Below are 21,767 nucleotides of genomic sequence, written 5' to 3' on the forward strand. Positions count from 1 at the left end.
GCCCCGCTCCCGGCCCGCGCCGGGGAGGGGCCGGCCGTACGTCACGGTGGCGGGGCGCGGTGCTGCCGGGAACGGGGCGCGGAGGGCGAGGGCACCGCCCGCCCCCTGCGGCGCCGGCGGACGGGCCGGATGCCGCCGGGGGGCGGGCGGGGTGCCGGCGGACGGGCCGGACGCCGGTGACCGGCGCTTACTTGATGGCCGCGATCAGCGGCTCGACCTCGTCGATGGCGTACGGGATCGACAGGACGGTGTTGAAGGAGAAGGCCGCACCGATGTCCGGGTCCTGGTAGGGCACGAACAGGTCGCGCTTCTCCGAGTTGACCTTCAGCTTCTTGTAGAGCGGCTCGGCCTTGATGCGGTCGTTGGCCTCGGTGCTGGAGGTGACCCAGACCAGGCGGTCGACGTCGAGCACGTTCAGCTTCTCGGCGCTCAGTTCGGCGACGTTCCAGCCCGGCTTCGCCAGGGTGTCGATCTCGGGCTTCAGCTTGAAGCCGAGCTCGTTGAAGAAGATCGCCTTCGGGTCGGTCTTCGTGAAGGCGGAGTACTTGCCGGCCTCGAAGCTGTCGGCGACGGCGATGGTCTTCTGGGCGAACTCGGGGTGCTTGTCGCGCACCGCCTTGAAGCGCGCGTCGATGCCGGAGATCAGCTTCTCGGTCTCCGCGTCCTTGCCGAGGGACTTGCCGATCTGCCGCGTCATGACCTGCCAGGACGCACCGTAGTCGGGCAGGCCCTTGGGCTGCGCCACGACCTTGGTGAACTTCGAGAGCGTGTCGTACTGCTCCTTCTTCATCCCCGAGTACTGCGCGATGACGAGGTCGGGCTTCAGCGCCGCGATCTTCTCGATGTTGTACTCGTCGCGCTCACCGACGATCTCGGGCTTCGTGGATCCCCACTTGTCCTTCGCCCACGGCCACTTGCCGTACGGCTGCTCCTTGAACCAGTCCACCGCGCCGACCGGCTTGATCCCGAGCGCCAGAACCGCGTCCTGGTCCGACAGGCCCAGGGTGACGACCCTCTTCGGCTCCGCGTCGATCGTGGTGGAGCCGTACTTGTGCTCCACCGTCACGGGGAAGGCGGCGGACTTCGAGCTGCTCGCCTCGCCCGAGGGCTTGGCCTCGGTCTTCTCGGTGCCGCCCCCACAGGCGGACAGCGCGAGCGCGGCGACGGTGGCGACGGCCACCTGCGGGAAGTGTCTGACGAACCGCGTCAGAGCGGGGCGCGTACCAGTGGACACAGATGTTCCTTTCACGGGGATTACACGGTGCGTGCCACGACCGCCGCGTACGAGGACGCTACGAGACAGCCGGGGCGGGTGGAGCCGGTGGGGCGACGGGGGGTGGGGACGGGGCGGCCTGACGGGAGGAGGCCGAGGTCAGCGGACCGAGCCGATGCCGTCGGCGACCGGGCGCGGCTCGTCCTGGGCAGGCTCCGGACCGCGGTCGAGGATCGAGTCCAGGATCTCGCCGACCCTGATCGCGGTGTTGGAGAGCAGGGACGAGGTGATGCCGTGGGTGTGCTCGGTGCCGCCCTGCAGATAGATGCCGCAGCGCAGTTCGGGGTCGGTCGCGATGCGGTAGTCCCGCTCGACGCGGACCCGGCCCTGCTCGTCGCGGTGGCAGCTCTTCGCGACCTCCCCGAGGAGGCCCAGGGGCTCGGCGGGGCTGTAGCCGGTGGCGAGGACCACGACATCGGCGTCGAGCACGTTCTCCTCGCCGGTGACCAGGGAGGTGACGGTGGCGCGGACCGTGTCCGGGGTCTCCTCGATGCCGGTCAGGCGCGAGATGTTGAGGAAGCGCAGCCGCTCGGTGCCGAGCACCTTCTCCTGGTACGCCACCCGGTAGAGATCGTCGATCAGGTCGATGTCCACGACCGAGTAGTTGGTGTTCCCGTGATAGTCCATCAGCCGGCGCTTGATGTCGTCGGGAGCCGTGAAGTACTCGTCGACCGCCTCGGGGTCGAAGATGCGGTTGGCGAAGCTGCTGTCGTCCGCCGGGCTGTAGCCGTAGCGGGAGAAGACGGCGCAGACCTCGGCGTCGGGGAAGCGGCGGTGCAGGTACGCCACGTTCTCGGCGGCGCTCTGGCCGGCGCCGACCACGATGAAGCGGGTCGGGTCGGTGCCCTCCAGGCCGTCCACCTTGGCGAGCAGGTCGGAGTTGTGCCACACGCGGTCGCTCCGCTCGACACCCTGCGGCATGAGGGGACGAAGTCCCGTGCCGATGACGAGGTTCCGGGCGCGGTGGACCACGGTCTCGGAGCCCGAGCGGGCCGTGACGTCGAGGTACTCCACGACTCCGTCGCGGACGACGGGCTCTACGGAGACGACCTCGTGGCCGTACGAGACCATGTCGTCGACCTTCGCCGCCGCCCACTCGAAGTAGTCGTGGAACTCCACGCGGAGCGGGAAGAGGTTCTTGTGGTTGACGAAGTCGATCAGCCGGCCCTTGCTCTGCAGATAGCGCAGGAAGGTGTACTCGCTGGACGGGTTACGGAGCGTCACCAGGTCCTTGAGGAAGGACACTTGCATCGTGGCGTCGTCGATGAGCATGCCGCGGTGCCAGCCGAAGCTGGGCTGCCGCTCGAAGAAGTGAGCAGTGACCGCCTCCTGCCTCCCGACGCGAGCGTTGTGCTCGCTGAGCGCGATCGCCATGGCCACGTTGGACGGCCCGAAGCCGATTCCTATGAGGTCATGGACCAGAGGTGCGTCGCCAGGAAGAACCTGAGACATGTCACTCCCATCGTGCGGGACAGCCGCCTGTCAGGCGAGGAGGAAAAGTACGAGACGCCGAGCCCGCCGTTGACGCCGGCCAGGGCGAACTTAGGTAAAGCTAACCTGACTTGCCCCGACCTGTCGACTGGACGAATCGGGCGGCGAAGGGAAAGCGGCACTGAACACGCCCGAAAACAAGGCCCGTTGCATCCTTAGGTAAGCCTTGCTTTACTTGGCGGCGGTCATTCGCTCTTCTGAGGAGGAACCCCATGCGGGTCGTCATGTTCGGTTACCAGACCTGGGGGCATCGCACCCTGCAAGCTCTCCTGGACTCCGAGCACGACGTGGTGTTGGTCGTGACCCACCCCAAGAGCGACCACGCCTACGAGAAGATCTGGAGCGACTCCGTCGCCGACCTCGCCGAGGAGCACGGCGTCCCCGTCGTCATCCGCAACAGGCCCGACGACGACGAGCTGTTCCAGCGCCTCAAGGAGGCCGACCCGGACATCATCGTGGCCAACAACTGGCGCACCTGGATCCCGCCGCGGATCTACACCCTCCCCCGCCACGGCACGCTCAACGTCCACGACTCCCTGCTGCCCAAGTACGCCGGCTTCTCCCCGCTCATCTGGGCCCTCATCAACGGAGAGACCGAAGTCGGCGTCACGGCCCACATGATGGACGAGGTGCTCGACGCCGGCGACATCGTGGACCAGCGCGCGGTCACGGTCGAGCCCACGGACACCGCGACCGATCTGTTCCACAAGACGGTCGACCTCATCGCCCCTGTCACGGTCGGCGCGCTGGACCTGATCGCCTCCGGGCAGACCGAGTTCACCAAGCAGGACCGCTCGCAGGCCAGCTTCTTCCACAAGCGGTCCGAGGAAGACATCCGGATCAACTGGGACTGGCCCGCCGATGCCCTGGAGCGCCTGGTCCGTGCCCAGTCCGCGCCCTACCCGGCCGCGTTCACCTTCCACAAGGGCCGGCGCCTCGAAGTCCTCTCCGCCGTGGTGTCCGAGGGCCGTTACGGCGGCACGCCCGGGCGCATCTTCTACCGCGAGGGCGAGGGCGTGGTGATCGTCGCCGGCGCGGACGCCCGCACCGGCCGCAACCACGGCCTGGCCATCACGCGCGTACGGACCGAGGACGGCCAGGAGCTGTCCGCGACCGACTACTTCACCTCGATGGGTGGCTACCTCACCAGCCGCCCCTGACGGCCTCCGCGCTCCGCACCGCTGAACTCCGGCGCCCCCAGACGGTCCTGGGGGCGCCGGTATCCTTCTGGAACGAGTAGGTTAGGGTCACCTCACTTGCACGGCGAACAGGTACTTCGATGCAACCACGGGTCACCTCCGGCACCGCGCACGATGCGAACGGCACACGGTTCGCCGTCGTCGGCATATCGAACATGCCGACCGACTGGGCGCAGGTCTTCAGCTCGCTCGCCCACGCGGATCTGACGATCGGCACCGTCGACGTCGGCCTCACCGGGAACGGGGCCGGAGAAGGCGCCGCCGGCGCTGTGACCTCCGGTGACGACGAGCCCCGCTCCCCCGCCGCCTCCGGCCCGCCCTCGCTCAGTACGACGCCGCCCAGCGTGCTGAACCTCAACGCCTATCTGATGTACGCGATCGGCAAGGCCGCGCGCCGCAGACTCACGGACAGACTGACCGCCCACGGACTGCGCCTGTGGCATCTGACCGTGATGGCGATGGTGGCCGACCTGGGCCCCCAGATGAAGACGGTCCTCGCGTCCCGCCTGGACATGAACGCCAGCGACCTGGTGAAGATCGTCAACGATCTGGTCAGGTCGGGCCATGTCGACTGCGCCCGCGATCCCGCCGACCGGCGCCGCGTCGTCGTACGGCTCACGTCCGAGGGGCGCTCGTTCCTCGATCTGCTCAACGCGGACATCGCCTCGACCGACGACGACATCCTCGCCCCGCTCGACATGGAGGAACGCGAGCAGCTCGCCTCCCTCCTGCGCCGCGTCCACCGTCACCTCGAACCGGCACCGGCCGGCGTGGTCCACGAGCCCGCGCGGTACGAGGCCCCGGCCCGCACGGACTCCGTCGAGGACGGCCGGATCGACTGGACGCACCCGGCCGAGAGGATCGCCCGGCTCGTCGAGGCCCGGCGCGACCGGTACCCGACCGCCTACACGCACCACCAGGGCCGACGTCTCGAACTCCTCGCCGCGACGGTCTCCGAGCGGACCTACTCCGGCGCCCCCGGGCTCGTGCTCCACCACGAGGACGAGGGCGTGGTGATCGTCACGGGAGCGAAGGCCCCCACGAGCGGCGAACAGGGCCTGGTGCTGCGCCGGTTACGCACGGAGGCGGGACGGGAGATGTCGGCAGAGGAGTACTTCCCCTCCGAGGGGGAGCTGCTCGTCCATCAGCCCTGACCGGTCCGGTCGCACGGACCGGGCCCCTTACTGCCAGTCGTCCCAGGGCGGCGGATCCAGCTCCTCGTCCGGGTCGGCGGGCGGCTCGTCGTCGAACGGGTCCGGGTCCGGGCCCCGCCGGGCGGACCCGGTCGGCGCCGCGGGCGCGGGCGTCGCCGCGGCGGAGGCGGCCGCCGCCGCCCCGGGGGCGCGGCATTCGGCCAGGGTGTCCAGGACACCCTGGGCGTACTTGGTGAGCTTGGCCTCGCCCACGCCGCCGACCGTGCCCAGCTCCGCGGCCGTGGCCGGGAACAGGGTCGCGATCTCACGGAGCGTCGCGTCGTGGAAGACGACGTACGCCGGGACGCCCTGCTCCTTCGCCGTCGCGGCCCGCCAGGCGCGCAGGGCCTCGAAGACCGGGACGGCCTCGGCCGGCAGGTCGACGGGCACCCGGGCGCCCTTGCCGGAGCGCGAGCCGGAACCCGTCCGGGCCGCGGCGGCGGGCGCCTTCTCCTTGCGCATCGGTACGCCACGGCGCCCGCCCAGCACCTCGCCGCTGGCGTCCGTCAGCACCAGTGTTCCGTAGTCGCCCTCCACCGCGAGCAGCCGCTGTGCCAGCAGCTGGCGCACGACCCCGCGCCACTCCGCGGTGCCCAGGTCCGCCCCGACGCCGAACACCGACAGCGCGTCGTGGTCGAACTGGATGACCTTGGCGGTCTTCCTGCCCTGGAGGATGTCGATGATCTGACCGGCGCCGAACTTCTGGCGCCGCTCCTTCGCCAGGCGCCAGACCGTGGACAGCAGCTTCTGTGCGGCGACCGTGCCGTCCCAGGACTCGGCCGGGGTCAGACAGGTGTCGCAGTTCCCGCAGGGTTCGCCCGACTGTCCGAAGTACTCCAGCAGCCGCACCCGGCGGCATCCGACCGTCTCGCAGAGCGCCAGCATGGCGTCCAGATGCGCGGCCAGCGAGCGGCGGTGCGTCTCGTCGCCCTCGGAGCCGTCGATCATCTTGCGCTGCTGGACCACGTCCTGCAGCCCGTACGCCAGCCAGGCCGTGGCCGGCTCCCCGTCGCGGCCTGCCCGGCCGGTCTCCTGGTAGTAGCCCTCGACCGACTTCGGCAGGTCGAGGTGGGCCACGAAACGGACGTCGGGCTTGTCGATGCCCATGCCGAAGGCGATCGTCGCCACCATCACGACCCCGTCCTCCCGCAGGAAACGGGCCTGGTTCGCCGCACGCGCCCGGGCGTCCATGCCGGCGTGGTACGGCAGGGCGTCGATCCCCTGCTCGACGAGGAAGGCCGCGGTCTTCTCGACCGAGGCGCGCGAGAGGCAGTAGACGACTCCGGCGTCCCCCTCGTGCTCGGTGCGGATCAGCTCCAGGACCTGCTTCTGGGGATTGTTCTTGGGGACGATGCGGTACTGGATGTTGGGCCGGTCGAAGCTCGCGACGAAATGGCGGGCGTCCTGCAGACCGAGGCGCGCCGCGATCTCCGCGTGGGTGGCCTCGGTGGCCGTCGCGGTCAGCGCGATCCGCGGGACCTTCGGCCACCGCTCGTGCAGCATGGAGAGCGCGAGGTAGTCGGGGCGGAAGTCGTGGCCCCACTGGGCGACGCAGTGCGCCTCGTCGATCGCGAAGAGCGACACCGTGCCCCGGTCGAGCAGCCGCTGCGTCCCCTCGGAGCGCAGCCGCTCGGGGGCCAGGTAGAGCAGGTCGAGCTCGCCGGCGAGGAAGGCCTGCTCGACCGTCTGCCGCTCGTACGGGTCCTGTGTGGAGTTCAGGAATCCGGCCCGCACCCCGAGGGCGTTGAGCGCGTCCACCTGGTCCTGCATCAGCGCGATGAGGGGCGAGATCACGATGCCCGTGCCGTCCCTCACCAGCGCCGGGATCTGGTAGCAGAGCGACTTGCCGCCGCCGGTGGGCATCAGGACGAGGGCGTCGCCGCCCCCGACGACCTGATCGACGATCTCCTGCTGCTCGCCTCGGAAGGAGCTGTAGCCGAAGACGCGGTGAAGCACCTGGAGGGGGTCGGAGATCGCGGGGGAAGCATCCGGAAGGGCCATTCGACAAGCCTAACGGCGTGCGCCGACACCCCCGGCCCGTCCACCGAGCCTGTGGACAACCGCCCGGGCCGGGGTCTGTCGCAACGGACTCGGTCAGCCCGCCACGCGGGCCATCCACGCCTCGACCTCGTCGGCGGAGCGCGGCAGCCCCGCCGACAGGTTCTCGTGGCCGTCGTCGGTGACGACCAGGTCGTCCTCGATCCGGACGCCGATGCCGCGCCACTCCTCGGGCACGGTGAGATCGTCGGGCTGGAAGTAGAGGCCGGGCTCGACGGTGAGCACCATGCCGGGCTCCAGGACGCCGTCGACGTACTCCTCGTTCCTGGCGTGTGCGCAGTCGTGGACGTCCAGGCCGAGCATGTGACCCGTGCCGGCCATGGTGAAGCGGCGCTGGAGTCCGAGCTCGTACGCGCGCTCGGCGGGCCCCTCGATGAAGCCCCACTCGACCAGCCGGGCCGCCAGGTGGCGCTGGGACGCCTCGTGGAAGTCGCGGTACGCGGCGCCCGGCTTGACGGCGGCCATGCCCGCCTCCTGGGCCTCGTACACGGCGTCGTAGACCTGGCGCTGCACCGGGGTGAACGTGCCGCTGATGGGGAGCGTGCGCGTGACGTCCGCCGTGTAGAGCGTGCGCGTCTCGACGCCGGCGTCGAAGAGGAGCAGCTCCCCCGGGCGGACCGGCCCGTCGTTGTCCGTCCAGTGCATGATCGTGGCGTGCTCGCCGGCGGCGCAGATCGATCCGTAGCCGACGGAGTTGCCCTCCAGGCGCGCCCGGCGGAAGAAGGTGCCCTCGATCCAGCGCTCGGACGAGGCGACCGCCCGGGAGAGCTCGCCGATGGCGTCGGTGAATCCGCGCACCGTGGACTCCACGGCCTTGCGCATCTCGCCCAGCTCCCAGGCGTCCTTGACGAGCCGGAGATCGCTGAGCGCCTCCTCCAGCGCGTCGTCGCGCTCCTCGTCGGTGGTGACGGCGGCCTCCAGTGTCGGATCGACGCCGCGGACGATCCGGGTGGGGACGCGGGAGGCGGCGGCCAGGTCGTCGGCCGCGGTGCGGACGTCGCGGCAGGCGAGCCCGAGCACGCGCGCGGACTCGGCGAGGGAGCGGCGCCGGCCCATCCACAGCTCCGCCGTGGGGCCCGTCCAGAACTCGTCGTCGTCCCTGCCGTCCCGGGGCAGCTGGTAGCAGTAGGCGTCGTGGCCGCCGTCCGCGCGGGGTTCGAGGACGAGCGCGCCGTCCCGTGCCTGGTCCCCGGTCATGTGCACATAGCCGGAGTACGGCCGGAAGGGGTAGGTGTCGTCGTTCGAGCGGACCTTGAGGCTCCCCGAGGGGATCACGAGGCGTTCGCCGGGGAAACGCGCGGAGAGCGCGGCGCGGCGGCGGGCCGCGTACGGAGCCTGTTCGTCGAGCGTCAGGTCGTGCCGCTCGGTGTCGGCCCACCCCGTGCGCATGAGGGCGGACAGCTCCTCGGAGATCCCTGCGTACAGACCGTTCTTTCGGCCCTTGGCCACGGCGTTCCCCTTCTTCCCGTCGGTACCGGCGGGTTCCTGGACTGCGTACTCGTTCCTGGATCGCGTACTGCGCGGGGCAGGACGCGGTCCGGACGGTAGTCCGGGACGCGTGCGCCGGGTGCCCAGGAGTGCCACTGGCACAGATCGGCCATGCCCGGGACGCGAGCCCGGTCGATAATGCGTCGCATGACGAACGCGAAACTCGGCGAGGCCCTTCGGCTCCTGGGCGTCGACGAGGCCGCCTGCCGGGTCTATCTGGCGCTGCTCGAACGGGCGCCCGCTCCACTGAGCGCGATCGGCACCGCGGCCGGTCTGGACGGGGAGGAGCTCGCCGCGGCCTACGGCGAACTGGCCGACGCCGGGCTTGCCAGCGCCGCGGAGGGTGACGCGGACGTGGTGGCTCCGGTGTCGCCCGCGGCGGGTCTGGAGATCCTCGCCCGGCACCGTGCGGCCGAGCTGGAGGAGTCGCGGATCGCCGTCGGCGGCGCGTTCGAGTCGTTCCGGCGCCGGCGGCTCGCCGCGTACGACGACCATCTCGTCGAGGTCGTCACCGGGGACGCCGTCGGCCCGAGGATGCGCCAGGCGTGGGCGAGCGCCCGCGAGCAGATCCGGCAGTTCGAATCGCCCCCGTACTTCCCGCTCTCCGGGGCGACGGAGGACGCGCTGGCCACGCTCGCCCGCGGAGTGACGCAGCGGGTCGTGTACTCGCGGGAGTCGCTGGAGCACCCCGGCCATCTGAAGGAGGTCATCGAGCCCTGCGTCGAGGCCGGTGAACAGGCCAGGGTGCTGCCGTCGGTGCCGGTCAAGCTCCTGATCATCGACGACGCGTACGCGCTGGTGTCGCTGTCGATCAAGGAGGCGGACGTGGTCAACACGCTGCTGGTGGTGCAGCCGAGCGGGCTGCTCTCCGCGCTCGTCGCCCTGTTCGAGCAGTCCTGGCAGAACGCCCTGCCCTTCCACGGCCACACCACCCGCCCGGGCGGCCTGCCCCCCGCCGACCGCCGCCTGCTGTGGCTGCTCGCGGGCGGCGCGACCGACGACGTCATCGCCCGAGAACTGGGAATCAGCCGCCGCACCCTGTTCCGCCGGCTGCAGATCCTGATGGCCCGCCTCGGCGCCGCGAACCGCTTCCAGATGGCCTTGCAGGCGCAGCGCCACGGCTGGCTCTGAGACGAGCCGCTCCGGCAGCGGGAATTCAACGCGCCTTCACTTCGCGGAAGTCCGTCACTCGCGGCGCCAATGACCCTCGTACGTCCCTTTGGTGACGATCGGTCATATGTTCGTCCGGTGATAAGATCACGACGCTTGCGGAGCGGTGGATGGATGCACAACGACATCTCCGACCACGGCGACCATCCGGGCAGGTACCCCGGTACGGACGGTCCGCCGGTCCACCCGTATTGACGGAATTCAGCGACTGACCGTCAATCGCCTGAAGAGAGCCTTATGACGCATTACGCACAGAACCCAGCACTCTGGGTCCTCCTGGCCGCCACGATCGGCGCCGTAGTCGTAATCATTCGCCAGCGCAAGGCGATACGGACTTTACGACAGGAGGCCGAAGAGCTCAAGGCCCACTACGCCGAGTTGGAGAACAGCTACTCGAAATCCGTGGAGGACGAGAAGGAGCGGGCCCAGGACTCGACGAAATCGGTCCTCAAGTCCGCCATGCGGACGCTCCAGGGCCTTGCCGCCGAGCAGCAGTTGGTCATCTCGGGACTGCAGAGCAAGTACGGCGACTCCGTCATTCTCCATGATCTCCTGGAGATCGACCACACCAACTCCCAGTTCGGCCGGCGCGCTCAGTCCATCGCCGTGCTGTGCGACGGCTGGCTGGGGCGGCAGCGTGAGGTCGCGTCGGTGTACGACGTGGTCCGCAGCGCGCAGGGAAGGATCCGGCACTACCGTCGGGTCGAAATCCTTTCGCAGGTCGACTTCGGTATCACGAGCCGGGCCGTCGAACCGGTGGCGCTGGCTCTCGCCGAGCTGCTCGACAACGCCACCAGCTATTCCAGCCCGGACACCGTCGTCGAAATCAATATCCGTACCGTGCCCAAGGGTATTTGCATCGTCGTCGACGATGCCGGTGTCGGTATGAACGACGAGGAGCGGGCCCGCGCCGCGAAACTCCTGACGAGCGAGCGCATCTCCGGTGTATCCGGACTCGGCAGCCCGCCGCAATTCGGTTTCGCCGTCATCGGCGTGCTCTGTGAGCGCTTCGGATTCGAGGTCTCCGTGGATTCCAGTTCCCCTTACGGAGGTGTCCGTGCGGTCCTCCTCCTGCCGCACGAGATGCTCACCGGCATGCCGGAGAAGAAGGCCCCGGCGCCGTCCGTCCCCACCGCCGCCGTGACCGACCCGAGCGGGCCGTCGCCCGCGGTCACCGCGTCCACGACCGACGACGGTCTGCCGCGGCGCCGTCGCAAGCGGCCGATGGCCATCGTCAGCGGCACCCAGGCAACCGCACCCGCGTCCACCCGCTCCGGCGCGGAGACCGCGGCGATCATGGGGGCCTTCCAGCGAGGCACGCAGTCCGGACGGGCCACGCGCCCGGACGCGGCGGATCAGACGAGCAGCACACGTGATGCGAGCAGCGAAGGGCCTGAGATCTCGTGAAAGACGATCTGTCATGGATGCTTGACAGTGCCTTGGAGATACCGGGGGCGCTGCACGCAGTCCTGGTCTCCGCCGACGGTCTGCTGATGGCCCGGACGAGGGACTTCGAGAAGGACAACGCGGACACCGTCGCCGCCGCGATGAGCGGCATGCAGTCGCTCAGCCGCTCGCTCGGGTTCTTCGTCCAGGAGGGGCGCCTCCAGTGGCGCCAGACGCTGGTCGAGTTCGACGGTGGCTGGGTCTTCCTCATCTCCGCCGGGGAGGGCGCGTATCTCGGCGTCTCGGCCTCGCCGGACGTCGACATGCAGGACATCACCTTCCGGATGCAGCAGCTCGTCGGCCAGCTGGGGAAGGCCCTGACGACACCGCCGCGCGAGAACCTCGGCGTCCGCTCATGAGCGGCTTCGACGAACTGGGCTTCGAGGCGGCGGAGTTAGTTCGCCCGTACGTCATCACCAAGGGCCGCGGCCTGCCCGACGAGGAACAGCTGTCCCTCGTCACGCTGGTCACCGCGGCCGAGGAGGGGCAGCAGCGGCGCCCGACCCGGCTCTCTCCCGAGGAGCAGGGCCTGCTGGACCTGTGCACCGCCGGCTATCTCTCGGTCGCCGAGGTCGCGGGCCACACGCGCCTGCCCATCGGCGTGGTGAGGATCCTGCTCTCCGCCCTCGACGAGGGCGGCTACCTCATCACGCGCCCACCCGTGCAGCGTGCCGCGCTCGCGGACCGAGACATTCTCGAGGAGGTACTGAATGGGCTCCGCGCCAAGTTTGGATGAGCAGGCCTATGTGCGCGCCGGCGCGACGCAGACCGCCGTGAAGATCCTCGTCGTCGGCCACTTCGCCGTGGGCAAGACCACCTTCATCGGCGCGATCTCCGAGATCCCTCCGCTGACCACAGAAGAGACGATGACCCGCGCCGGCGAGTCGTACGACGACCTCAAGGGCGTCCGGAGCAAGACCACCACCACGGTGGCCATGGACTTCGGCCGGCTCACCATCAGCGAACGCGTGGTGCTGTATCTGTTCGGGACGCCCGGGCAGCAGCGGTTCGTCCAGATGTGGGAGGACATGGCGCGCGGCGCGCTCGGGGCGCTGGTGCTGGTCGACCCCGAGCGGCTGGCCGACTCCTTCGCCGTGATCGATCTGATCGAGCAGTACGGCCTCGACTACGCGATCGCCGTCAACCACTTCGACGGCACCAGGGACCGCGAGGAACGGGCGCTGCGCGAGGCGCTGGACCTGCTCGACGACACCCCGGTCGTCACCTGCGACGCGCGCGACGAGAAGTCGTCCGCCGACGCGCTGATCACCCTCGTCCGCTATTTGCTGGACCGCGCTCACTAGAAGCAGAGAGACATCATGGACGCTCGTTCCACCGCACCCGTGCCCCCGCCCGGGTGCCCCGCGCACGCCGACGGCGGCCGGGTACCGCTGTACGGGCCGGAGTTCCAGGCCGATCCGCAGGCGTACTACGCCTATCTGCGCCACTTCGGTCCGACCGCGCCCGTGGAGCTCGCTCCCGGGGTGGAGGCCACCCTCGTCACGGACTACGCGACAGCCCTGCAACTCCTCCAGGACTCGGGCTCCTTCCGCAAGGACGCCCGCCGCTGGCGGCACCTCAACGAGGGGCTCATCAGCCCGGACAACCCGGTCGTGCCGGTGCTGGCGTACCGTCCCAACTGCATGTTCAGCGACGGCGCCGATCATCTGCGACTGCGCCAGGCGGTCACGGACAGCATGGCCCGCGTCGACGCGCGCAAGCTGAGCCGGACCACGGAGCAGGTCTCCGAGTACCTCGTCTCGCGGTTCGGCGCACGGGGCTCCGCGGACCTGCTCGGTGACTACGCGCGGCAGCTGCCGCTGTTCGTGTTCAACGAACTCTTCGGCTGCCCGGCCGACATCGGCGACCGCGTGCTGTTCGGCATCACCGGCATGTTCGACGGCGTCAACGCCGAGCGGGCCGTCGAGGTACTCTTCGGCGCCGTCGGCGAACTGGTGGCGCTCAAGCGCGCCAGGCCCGGCGAGGACGTCACCACCTGGCTGATGCAGCATCAGGCGCGCTTGACCGACGAGGAGATGATCCACCAGGTCGCCCTGCTCCTCGGCGCGGGCACCGATCCCCTGGGCAATCTGGTCGGCAACACCCTGCACCGGCTGCTGACCCATGACCGCTATGCCGACGGCGGGGGTCTGATCGACGAGGCCCTCGACGACACCCTGTGGGACAACCCGCCCATGCCCAACTACGCGCCGCACTACCCGGCCACCGACATGGAGTTCGCCGGGACGAAGCTCCAGGCGGGCGACCTGATGCTGGTCAGTTTCGCGGCTGCCAACACCGGGCCGAACCTGTCCGCCGCGCGCGCGTCCGGCAGCAACCGGTCCCATCTGGCGTGGAGCGCGGGCCCGCACGCCTGCCCGTCGAAGGAGCCCGCGCGGCAGATCACCGTCACGGCCATCGAGAAGCTGCTCAACCAGCTCCCCGACGTCGACCTGGCTGTTCCGGAGGAGAGCCTCGTCTGGCGCCCGGGCCCGTTCAACCGGGGCCTCACCACGCTGCCCGTCCGGTTCACGCCGGTCGAGACCGTGCGCCGGACGGCCGACACGTCGCAGGCGCGGCCCGCGGCCGACGCCTCGGCCGAGCCGAGCGGCCGCAAGCGCGGCGGAATGTGGAGCCAGTTCCTCAACTGGCTGGCGAAGTGACCAAGGCAACTCTCACCGGCTCGTCCGGCGCCGCATGAACCGTTCACCTCGGGGGTAGTGAGCACCGCGTTGTTCAGGCGTGCTTACGAGGCTGAGGAGGTGTCGATGGAGCAGATATCCACCGACCCCGATGTCATGCGTCACCTCCCCGGGTTCGGCCCCCTCGATACCCGCCCCTCGGGGCGGGTATCTTCTTGGGCGCCCAGACCCGGGGAGACGCTCGGGGGTCATATGGCGAGACAGGCCCTGCGGCTGTGCGAGGTCGCGGGGTTAAGCGGTTCCGACTCCGCGGAGTACGCCCGGACGCTGCTCACGGTCATGGGCCCGGTGGCCGAGCGGCCGCTCGATCTGCCGCCGCCCTACGCCTCCTTCCTCTCCGACGACCACACGCCGCTGGAGTTCTCGCTCGCCTTCACCGCCGGTTCGGGACCGACGCTGCGGGTCCTCCTCGAGCCGGGGTGCGAGGCGGGGGGCCTGGCGGAGAACGGGCGTGTCGGTCTGCGGGCCGTCCGCGCGATGGCGCGGCGGTGGGGCTTCGACACGGTGCGGCTCGACGAACTGGAGGACCTGTTCTTCCCCGAGCACCCCGAGGGGCCGCTGGCGCTCTGGTGCGCGCTGGAGCTGCTCCCGGGCGGCGTGCCCAAGGTCAAGGTGTATCTGAATCCGGCGGCCTCCGGGCAGGAACGTTCCGCCGGGACGGTACGGGAGGCCCTGCGCCGGCTCGGCCACGGGCAGGCGTTCGCGGCGCTGCCCCCGAGCGACCGTCATCTCTTCGTCGCCCTGGACCTGGGTGACTGGAACGAACCCCGGGTGAAGGTCTACCTCGTGCACGACGACCTGTCGGCCCGGAAGGCGGCCGGTCTCTCCCGGATGACCGGCGGTCCGCGGGGCGGGGACATCTCGCGATTCTTCCGCACGGCCGCAGGGCTCGACAGCTCCGACGGCTCGGATGCCGACGCCGACGGCCTCGGCCCCCTGGGCGGGCTCGACGCGCGGGACGGTCTCGACGTACCGCTGGACCGGCGGCCGGGACTGACCTGCCACGCCTTCACCGAGGCCGGTGCGGACCTGCCCAGCGGGTTCACCCTGCACATCCCCGTCCGGGACTACGCCCGGCACGACGGCGAGGCCCTGGACCGGGCGGTGACCCTGCTGCGACGGCACGGCATGGACCCCGCCCCGCTCGTCCGGGCCCTGAGCGCCGTCACCGGCCGGCGGCCCGAGGACGGCGTGGGTCTGATCGCCTACCTGGCCCTGGTCCACCAGCGGGGGAAGCCGACTCGGGTGACCGCCTACATCTCCTCGGAGGCGTATCAGGTCAGACCGCCGGTCGCTGTACCGGTGCCGCGCGCGACCGAGGCTGTTCCGCGCACGACCCAGGCCGTCCACTGACCGCTCGCCGCGGACGGTCGCTACGTGTCCTGCAGCTCGCGCAGTTCCCCGAGATAGGGGCCGACGTCCACCTGGATGGAGGCGGCGCCCTCCGTCCGCCCGTAGCGTGCCTCGATGCCCTTGAGATAGCCGTCGATCTCCTCACGCATGACGTCGGCGGGCGGCAGGGTGACGTCACCCCCGGCGATCCCCGCCACCCACCGCGCCTGGGCCTCGACGAGGCGCGTGATCGAGCCGACGGGGCGGATCAGCCCGACGAAGTACAGGCCGGGCCGGTCGGGTGCGACCACGCGCCCGTACAGCTCGACCACCTCCTGCCGTTCGCCCGCCGGACAACCGGTGGGCAGGAAGGGGAAGTCCATCCGGAACCCGGTGCAGTGGACGATCGCGTCGGCCCGCTCCACGCTTCCGTCGGTGAAGGTCACCCGATCGCCGTCGAGGGAGTCGATCGCGGGTCTGGGGATCACACCGCCGTGCCGGATCCGGCTGAGTATCTCGTCGGAGATGGTCACGGAAGAGGAGAGGATCGGGTGGTCGGGCTCGGGCAGGCCGTAGTCCGAGAGCTTCCCTCGGGCCACGAGCAGCGCCTGCTCGACGAAGTTCCGCTGCTCGGTGAAGGACATGTCCTGCCACCAGGGCGCGTCGGCGATGAGGTCCACGGACATGCCGAAGAGCTGCTTGGGGACGACGTGCAGCCCCCGGCGGACGGAGAGCACGGTCCGCTCCGCGTGCCGGGAGAGGTCCGAGGCGATGTCCACACCCGACGCCCCCATCCCCACGACGACGACCCGCTGTCCGGCGAAGTCGGCGCCGTCATGGAAGTCGAGGGAGTGCAGAACCGTTCCGGTGAACGACTCGGAACCGGGCGGCAGGGGATTCGGCGGCGCCGCCACCGTGTTGTGACCGGAAGCGACGACCACGTGCGCGAAGCGCCGCTGCGTCACCTCACCCCGCGCGTCCCGACTGGTGACGGTCCAGCCGCCGGCACCGTCGTCGCACCGGCCGTCCTGTCGTACGGAGAGCACTTCGGTACGCGTCTCGACACGCGGCAGCAGCCCGGCCCACTCGGCGAACGCCCGTAGATAGGCGGCGACATCGGCATGTCCCGGGTAGAGGGGCAGTTCCGCCGGCATCGGGAAGTCGCTGTACCCGGTCAGCTGCTTGGCGGTGTTCAGGTGCAGGGACCGGTAGCCGGGCCCCCGCTCGCCCGCCCCCGGCTGACGCCAGATCCCTCCGACGTCCGGCGCCTTCTCCAGGCAGACGAAGTCGATCCCCCTGGCGGAGAGCGCGCGTGCCGTCGCGAGGCCCGACAGGCCCGCCCCTATGACGCACACGGTCGCGGCAGGGGGAACGTCGACCGTACGTGACCCGCCCATGGATCCCTCCACAGCACACCATCCGTCCTCGCGCCGGGGGCGGTTGGCGCCGCTGTCCCCCGTACGGGAGCCCGGAGGTCTCACGATACCGATCACCGTTCGAAGGTGATCTTCCGAGGTGCCGGGCGGGCGGGGCAACGGCCGGGGCGTGCCGTATGCGAGAACGTCACGGAAAAGCCTTCTCCGGGTTACACATCCGGCCACTCCGCCATGGCACGCTCCCGCTGGCAGAAACGCAACCCGCGTAGATCGCGGCGCCGTTGAGTCCGGCGCCGCACGCCCGGCGCGTCCCCGTCCCCCGAAAGGTCCCCCCATGTCCTTTGTGCCCAGCGGCAGATGGAAGGTCCTGGCCGCCACCATATCCGCGGTCCTCATCGGTCTCACCCTCCCGACGGTCGCCGCGACGCCGGCGAGCGCCACCACCACGGCGTACGACAGCACGTACTACAAGAACGCGATCGGCAAGACCGGTACGAGCCTGAAGTCCTCGCTGCACACGATCATCAGCAGCCAGAGCAGGATCTCGTACGACGCCGTCTGGAACGCGCTCAAGGTCACGGACCAGGACCCGAACAACAGCGGCAACGTGATCCTGCTGTACAGCGGTGCCTCGCGCAGCAAGAGCCTCAACGGCGGCGACGTGGGCGACTGGAACCGTGAGCACGTCTGGGCCCAGTCCCACGGCAACTTCGGCACCTCGGCGGGCCCCGGCACCGATCTGCACCACCTGCGTCCGGCGGACGTCCAGGTCAACAGCATCCGTGGCAACAAGGACTTCGACAACGGCGGCAGCGCGGTCAGCGGCGCGCCCGGCAGTTACACCGACTCCAACTCGTTCGAGCCGCGCAACGCGGACAAGGGCGATGTGGCCCGCATGATCCTCTACATGGCCGTCCGCTACGAGGGCGACGACGCCTGGGCCGACCTGGAGCCGAACGAATCGACCTCCAACGGCAGTGTGCCCTGGCACGGCCGGCTCTCGGTCCTGAAGCAGTGGAACGAGCAGGACCCGCCGAGCGCCTTCGAGGAGCGTCGCAACGACATCATCTTCGGCACCTACCAGGGCAACCGCAACCCGTTCATCGACCACCCGGAATGGGTCGAGGCGATCTGGTAGTCCGGTCGTGATCCGCCGGGCTCCGCGCCACGGGCGAGGAGCCCGGCACCCAGGGGCCGCCGGGGTGGTGAGCTCTGCCCCACATGGGGCGTGTCTGCTCCCTTCCACGGAGTGTTCGGCCGCTTCCTCACCGGCCTCCCTCCATAGTGCGCTCATGACACGCACCCCCCCCCACACGCCCGCGCGCTCGTGCGGGTGTTCGCAGGGCGGCCCTGCTCTGTGCCGCGCTCCTCGCCGTCACGGTGCAGACCACTGCCGTCGCGCCCGCCCTCGCCGAAGGTCCCGGAGGCCCCGGCGGGCGCGACTGTGTGAGGACCGAGCGCCCCCTCGGCGGCCAGGCACGCGAGGTCCTGGACATCGCCCGCAAGGCCAGGACCGACCTCAAGCTGAACTCCGTCGAGCTGCGGGTCACGGTCGACGGACGCGAGGTCGTCACCGACGCGCTCGGCGAGTCCATGACGGGTGTCCCGGCCCGGCCGGACATGCACTTCCGCGCCGGCTCCGTGGCCTTCGCGCACATCGGAACGGCCCTCCTCCAGCTGGTGGAGGAGGGCGAGGTCCGCCTCGACGACACCGTGGAGCGCTGGCTGCCCTTCGTACCGAAGGCCGACCGGATCACGCTGCGGATGCTGGCCACCAACACCACCGGCCTCCACGACTACGTCACCGACCCGGCCTTCCTCGCCGAGCTGACGGCCCATCCGTTCCGCCACTGGACCCCGCAGCAGCTCCTCGCGTACCCCTTCAGCCACTCGTTCTGGTACGAGCCGGGTACCAACTGGAGCTACTCCCACGCCAACTATCTGCTCCTGAGCATCGCGCTGGAGAAGATCACCGGCACCCGTATCGACGAGCTCCTGGAGGAGCGGGTCTGGCGTCCCCTCGGGCTGCGCAACACGCAGAACAACTTCACCCCGGAGATCCCGCTCCCGGCCCTGCACGCCTTCACCTCCGACCGCGGCATCTACGAGGAGTCCACCTACTGGAACCCATCGTGGACCACCGCGCCCGGCGCGGTCATCACGACCGACATCTGTGACCTGGCACGTTCCGCGCGGGCCATGGGCACGGGCGAGCTCCTCTCGCCCCGCTCCTACCGCACGTTCGTCAACCCGGGCACGGTCGGCCTCGGCGTCCCGACCGCCACCTGTCCCGCCACGATCTGTCTGCCGCAGACCGAGGCCTGGCACTTCGGGCTCGGCATCATCGTGGCCAACACCTGGCTGGTACAGAACCCGTCGTTCTCCGGTTACGCGGCGATCCAGGCGTACCTCCCCTCCGCGGGTCTCGCCATCGCCGTCTCCACGACCAAGACCGCGAACACGCCCGACGGCAACACGGCCGAGGACGTCGCCGAGCTCATCGCGGCCGAGCTCGCGCCGGGAACGCCGTTGACGGTCAGCTGAGTCACCGGACCTTCACGCGCCGACTCCGGCGATCAGGAGTCGGCGCGTGACCGCTGTCAGGCAGCATGGTGACCATGAACTCGGAGCAGCCGCCGTCGCACGAAGCGAAAGTCGACCCCATGGCCGCCCGGCCGAACGCGGCCGACGTCAGGAACGCGAAGACGACCCTCCTCGAACTCCTCGCGCGCACGGGCGTACCCGAGGAGGAGACGGGGCGACTGATCGCGCTCGTCGAGGCCGGCGCCCTCGCGGAAGCCCGCGATGCGGTCGCCCAGGTCGTGGCGAGCGCTCCCGGGGACCGGGGCGAGCGGTACCGCCTCGGATGGACCGACGGCGCCCGGACCGTCGACGACGCGCTCCTCCGCAGCACCGGACACGCTCTGCGGCGGGCCATGGGCCCCGACGCCCCGAGCGCCGCCGCCGAGGGACCGGCGGACACGGCACACGTCCACCCCCCGGTCGCGGGGGTGGACGTGGAACGGGCGAAGGTTGCCGTGACCCCGCTCTACCTCGCGTGCACCCATGAATCCGACCTCGACCCCGAGGTGTCGCAGGACGTCCTCGTCGCCGTCCTCGGGACGATGAGCAGCGCGGAACGGGCCGGATACGCCGGACATCTGGACGAGTTCGCCGCGTCCTGGAGCGAGCGCCTGACCCGCGTGTACGCGGAGTACGGTCCCGGCAGCGCCGTCTCCATCCACGGCCGCTACTCGCTCCTCCACTCCCCCAGCAGCATCGCCGTGCTCGAGCGTCTCGTCTCGGCGCCCGACGCGCTGCGGGAGGAGTGGGACCGGGTGGAACTCCCTCCCGTCTGGCTGGAGGGGCTGGCGAAGGCCTGGGACGCGCCGCCGGGTGGGTGATCCGACGGCGGCCGCGGCGCCGGCTAGGACGCGTAGGTCTCGAACTCGGCGACCTTCGGTGTGCCGGTCGAGCCGGTGATCTCGAACGTGACCTTCTTCAGCGAGGTCGCGGGGAAGGTGATGACGCCCGCCCCGCTGCCGGAGGTGAGGACCGCGCCCGTGTCGCCGTTGACGACCCGCCAGGAGCCGATGGCGCCGGCCGAGCCCGCCGCCTCCCTGATGGCGATCCTGGAGACGGTGGTGGCGGAGCCCCACTTGACCGAGACGGAACCGGTGGCTCCGGCCGGTGACCAGAAGGTGCTCAGGTCACCGTCGCGCACATTGCCGTAACTCGTGCCGTCGGCCTTGCTGGAGCCGTCGGCGCCGGCTCCGATGGAGAGGTTGGTCCCGGCGGGCGGGGTAGGCGCGGGGGTGGTGGGCGCCGGGGTGGTCGGCTGCGGCGTGGTCGGGGTCGGCTGCGGGGTGGTCGGCGCCGGTGTCTGCGGAGAGCAGCTGCCGTCCGACACGCGCAGGCCCTTGTTCGCGCCCGCCGTCTGGTTCACGACGGCCGGTACGCAACTGGCGTTGTCGAGGCTGTACGCGTAGGGGATGGAGACCGTCGTGTTGGACTGCGGGTTCGGGCCGGCCGGGTTGTTGTCGGTACCGGGCGCGGACCAGGTCACGTTGTCGAAGATGTTGCCGCTGACCTGCCAGTATCCGGCCGCGTCCGTGTAGAAGGTGCCGAGGACGTCCTTGGAGTCCTCGAAGTAGTTGTTGTCCACCTTGGCTCGTGCTCCGGCCCGGGAGTTGATGCCGGACTCGTTGAGGCTCACGTAGTGGTTGTTGTAGATGTGGGCTGTGCCGCCGCGCAGCAGGGGCGCGCGGGAGTCGATGTTCTCGTACAGGTTGTGGTGGTAGGTGATGAAGCCGTTCGAGAGGTCGCTCTCGCTCGAGCCGATGAGGCCGCCGCGGCCGGAGTTGCGCAGGGTGCTGTAGGACAGGGTCACGTACTGGGTGTTGTCCTTCATGTCGAAGAGGCCGTCGAACCCTTCCGACTCCCCGCCCGACGCCTCCAGGGTGACGTGGTCGACCCACACGTTGCGGACGCCGCTCTCCATGCCGATGGCGTCCCCGCCGTTGGAGATGGGCGAGCCCGACTTCTTGACGTTCCGTACGGTCACGTTCTGGATGATGATGTTGCTGGATTCACGTATGTGGATGCCGAGTTGGTCGAAGAGGGCCCCGCCGCCGACGCCGACGATCGTGACGTTGCTGATCTGCTTGAGCTCGATCACCCCGTCGGCGGTGTTGCAGCCGGTGCCCGACACCTTGGTGGTGTTGCCGTGGTTGATGGTCCCCTCGACCTCGATGACGAGGGGCGTGCTCGTACTGGGGCGGGCGCACAGGGCCGCGTGGATCGCGGTCCCCGTGGTGGCCCGTACGGTCTGCCCGCCGGCGCCTCCGGTGGTCCCGCCGTTCTGGGTCGCGTAGCCGGTGGCACTGCCGGTCGCCGCCGATGCCTCGGGCATCGACAGCACCGCGCCACCCGCTGCCACCAGGGCCGCGGTGGCCAGCGCCGCGCCAAGTCGTGGTGCGACTGCTCGTCCCATTCTGGTCTCCCATTCGTCTTCGGCACGCGTCGTCGCATGCCAGGGG

The 21,767-nt window shown here is 70.1% G+C and carries 18 protein-coding genes; 12 read left to right on the forward strand and 6 right to left on the reverse strand.

All coding sequences use genetic code 11. The features are described 5' to 3' along the window. Positions 1-187: 187 nt before the first annotated feature. Both ACFY8U_RS00975 and ACFY8U_RS00980 read right to left on the reverse strand, forming a co-directional pair. On the reverse strand, positions 188-1,234 hold the full coding sequence (locus tag ACFY8U_RS00975) for an iron-siderophore ABC transporter substrate-binding protein (RefSeq protein WP_389563934.1): 1,047 nt from the start codon (positions 1,232-1,234) through the stop codon (positions 188-190). 138 nt (positions 1,235-1,372) lie between these two features. After that, the gene (locus ACFY8U_RS00980) at positions 1,373-2,725 is read right to left on the reverse strand and encodes a lysine N(6)-hydroxylase/L-ornithine N(5)-oxygenase family protein (protein ID WP_389563937.1); all 1,353 of its coding nucleotides are present in this window, start codon (positions 2,723-2,725) and stop codon (positions 1,373-1,375) included. Between the two features lie 251 nt (positions 2,726-2,976). On the opposite strand from ACFY8U_RS00980, the gene ACFY8U_RS00985 reads away from it, so the two are divergent. Continuing rightward, positions 2,977-3,924 carry a methionyl-tRNA formyltransferase gene (locus ACFY8U_RS00985; RefSeq protein ID WP_389563940.1) on the forward strand — a complete coding sequence of 316 codons (948 nt, stop codon included), beginning with the start codon at positions 2,977-2,979 and terminating at the stop codon, positions 3,922-3,924. Between the two features lie 119 nt (positions 3,925-4,043). Then, positions 4,044-5,117, forward strand: a complete 1,074-nt coding sequence (locus tag ACFY8U_RS00990; protein ID WP_389563943.1) for a winged helix DNA-binding protein — start codon at positions 4,044-4,046, stop codon at positions 5,115-5,117. A gap of 27 nt (positions 5,118-5,144) precedes the next feature. On the opposite strand, the gene recQ is transcribed toward ACFY8U_RS00990, so the two are convergent. Both recQ and ACFY8U_RS01000 read right to left on the reverse strand, forming a co-directional pair. Then, the gene (gene recQ, locus ACFY8U_RS00995; RefSeq protein WP_389563946.1) at positions 5,145-7,157 is read right to left on the reverse strand and encodes a DNA helicase RecQ; all 2,013 of its coding nucleotides are present in this window, start codon (positions 7,155-7,157) and stop codon (positions 5,145-5,147) included. A gap of 93 nt (positions 7,158-7,250) precedes the next feature. Further along, on the reverse strand, positions 7,251-8,663 hold the full coding sequence (locus ACFY8U_RS01000) for an aminopeptidase P family protein (RefSeq protein WP_389563949.1): 1,413 nt from the start codon (positions 8,661-8,663) through the stop codon (positions 7,251-7,253). A gap of 186 nt (positions 8,664-8,849) precedes the next feature. Between ACFY8U_RS01000 and ACFY8U_RS01005 the strand changes: the two genes are divergently transcribed. The 7 genes from ACFY8U_RS01005 (at position 8,850) to ACFY8U_RS01035 (ending at position 15,373) form a co-directional block, all read left to right on the forward strand. Beyond that, the gene (locus ACFY8U_RS01005; RefSeq protein ID WP_389563952.1) at positions 8,850-9,833 is read left to right on the forward strand and encodes a LuxR family transcriptional regulator; all 984 of its coding nucleotides are present in this window, start codon (positions 8,850-8,852) and stop codon (positions 9,831-9,833) included. Between the two features lie 276 nt (positions 9,834-10,109). Further along, on the forward strand, positions 10,110-11,279 hold the full coding sequence (locus tag ACFY8U_RS01010; RefSeq protein WP_389563955.1) for an ATP-binding protein: 1,170 nt from the start codon (positions 10,110-10,112) through the stop codon (positions 11,277-11,279). Continuing rightward, a complete protein-coding gene (locus tag ACFY8U_RS01015) occupies positions 11,276-11,677 on the forward strand; it encodes a roadblock/LC7 domain-containing protein (protein ID WP_361431845.1) in 402 nt (133 codons plus the stop codon). Before ACFY8U_RS01010 ends, ACFY8U_RS01015 begins: the two co-directional genes overlap by 4 nt. Further along, positions 11,674-12,054, forward strand: coding sequence for a DUF742 domain-containing protein (locus ACFY8U_RS01020; RefSeq protein WP_389563957.1), 381 nt, complete (start codon positions 11,674-11,676; stop codon positions 12,052-12,054). The genes ACFY8U_RS01015 and ACFY8U_RS01020 overlap by 4 nt, the downstream gene beginning before the upstream one ends. Then, positions 12,029-12,622 carry an ATP/GTP-binding protein gene (locus ACFY8U_RS01025; protein ID WP_361431839.1) on the forward strand — a complete coding sequence of 198 codons (594 nt, stop codon included), beginning with the start codon at positions 12,029-12,031 and terminating at the stop codon, positions 12,620-12,622. Before ACFY8U_RS01020 ends, ACFY8U_RS01025 begins: the two co-directional genes overlap by 26 nt. A gap of 15 nt (positions 12,623-12,637) precedes the next feature. Beyond that, positions 12,638-13,981 (forward strand): cytochrome P450, encoded by a 1,344-nt coding sequence (locus ACFY8U_RS01030; RefSeq protein WP_389563960.1) that lies wholly within the window; start codon positions 12,638-12,640, stop codon positions 13,979-13,981. Between the two features lie 231 nt (positions 13,982-14,212). Beyond that, positions 14,213-15,373, forward strand: a complete 1,161-nt coding sequence (locus ACFY8U_RS01035) for a tryptophan dimethylallyltransferase family protein (protein WP_389563963.1) — start codon at positions 14,213-14,215, stop codon at positions 15,371-15,373. Between the two features lie 20 nt (positions 15,374-15,393). Here ACFY8U_RS01035 and ACFY8U_RS01040 read toward each other — a convergent pair whose 3' ends face one another. Next, positions 15,394-16,749, reverse strand: coding sequence for a flavin-containing monooxygenase (locus ACFY8U_RS01040; protein ID WP_389563966.1), 1,356 nt, complete (start codon positions 16,747-16,749; stop codon positions 15,394-15,396). A 313-nt stretch (positions 16,750-17,062) separates the two neighbouring features. Between ACFY8U_RS01040 and ACFY8U_RS01045 the strand changes: the two genes are divergently transcribed. The 3 genes from ACFY8U_RS01045 to ACFY8U_RS01055 all read left to right on the forward strand — a co-directional run bounded on the left by ACFY8U_RS01045 (position 17,063) and on the right by ACFY8U_RS01055 (position 20,132). Further along, positions 17,063-17,866 carry an endonuclease I family protein gene (locus ACFY8U_RS01045; protein ID WP_389563969.1) on the forward strand — a complete coding sequence of 268 codons (804 nt, stop codon included), beginning with the start codon at positions 17,063-17,065 and terminating at the stop codon, positions 17,864-17,866. Positions 17,867-18,108: 242 nt separating this feature from the next. Then, positions 18,109-19,272: a serine hydrolase domain-containing protein gene (locus ACFY8U_RS01050; RefSeq protein WP_389563972.1), complete on the forward strand. Its 1,164-nt coding sequence runs from the start codon at positions 18,109-18,111 to the stop codon at positions 19,270-19,272. A 74-nt stretch (positions 19,273-19,346) separates the two neighbouring features. After that, complete coding sequence (locus ACFY8U_RS01055) at positions 19,347-20,132, forward strand: hypothetical protein (protein ID WP_389563974.1); 786 nt, start codon at positions 19,347-19,349, stop codon at positions 20,130-20,132. A 23-nt stretch (positions 20,133-20,155) separates the two neighbouring features. Here ACFY8U_RS01055 and ACFY8U_RS01060 read toward each other — a convergent pair whose 3' ends face one another. After that, positions 20,156-21,721 carry a polysaccharide lyase family 1 protein gene (locus ACFY8U_RS01060; protein WP_389563977.1) on the reverse strand — a complete coding sequence of 522 codons (1,566 nt, stop codon included), beginning with the start codon at positions 21,719-21,721 and terminating at the stop codon, positions 20,156-20,158. Between the last annotated feature and the right edge of the window lie 46 nt (positions 21,722-21,767).

Source organism: Streptomyces sp. NPDC012508, from assembly GCF_042902595.1.
In the GTDB taxonomy this organism is placed as follows: Bacteria; Actinomycetota; Actinomycetes; order Streptomycetales; family Streptomycetaceae; genus Streptomyces.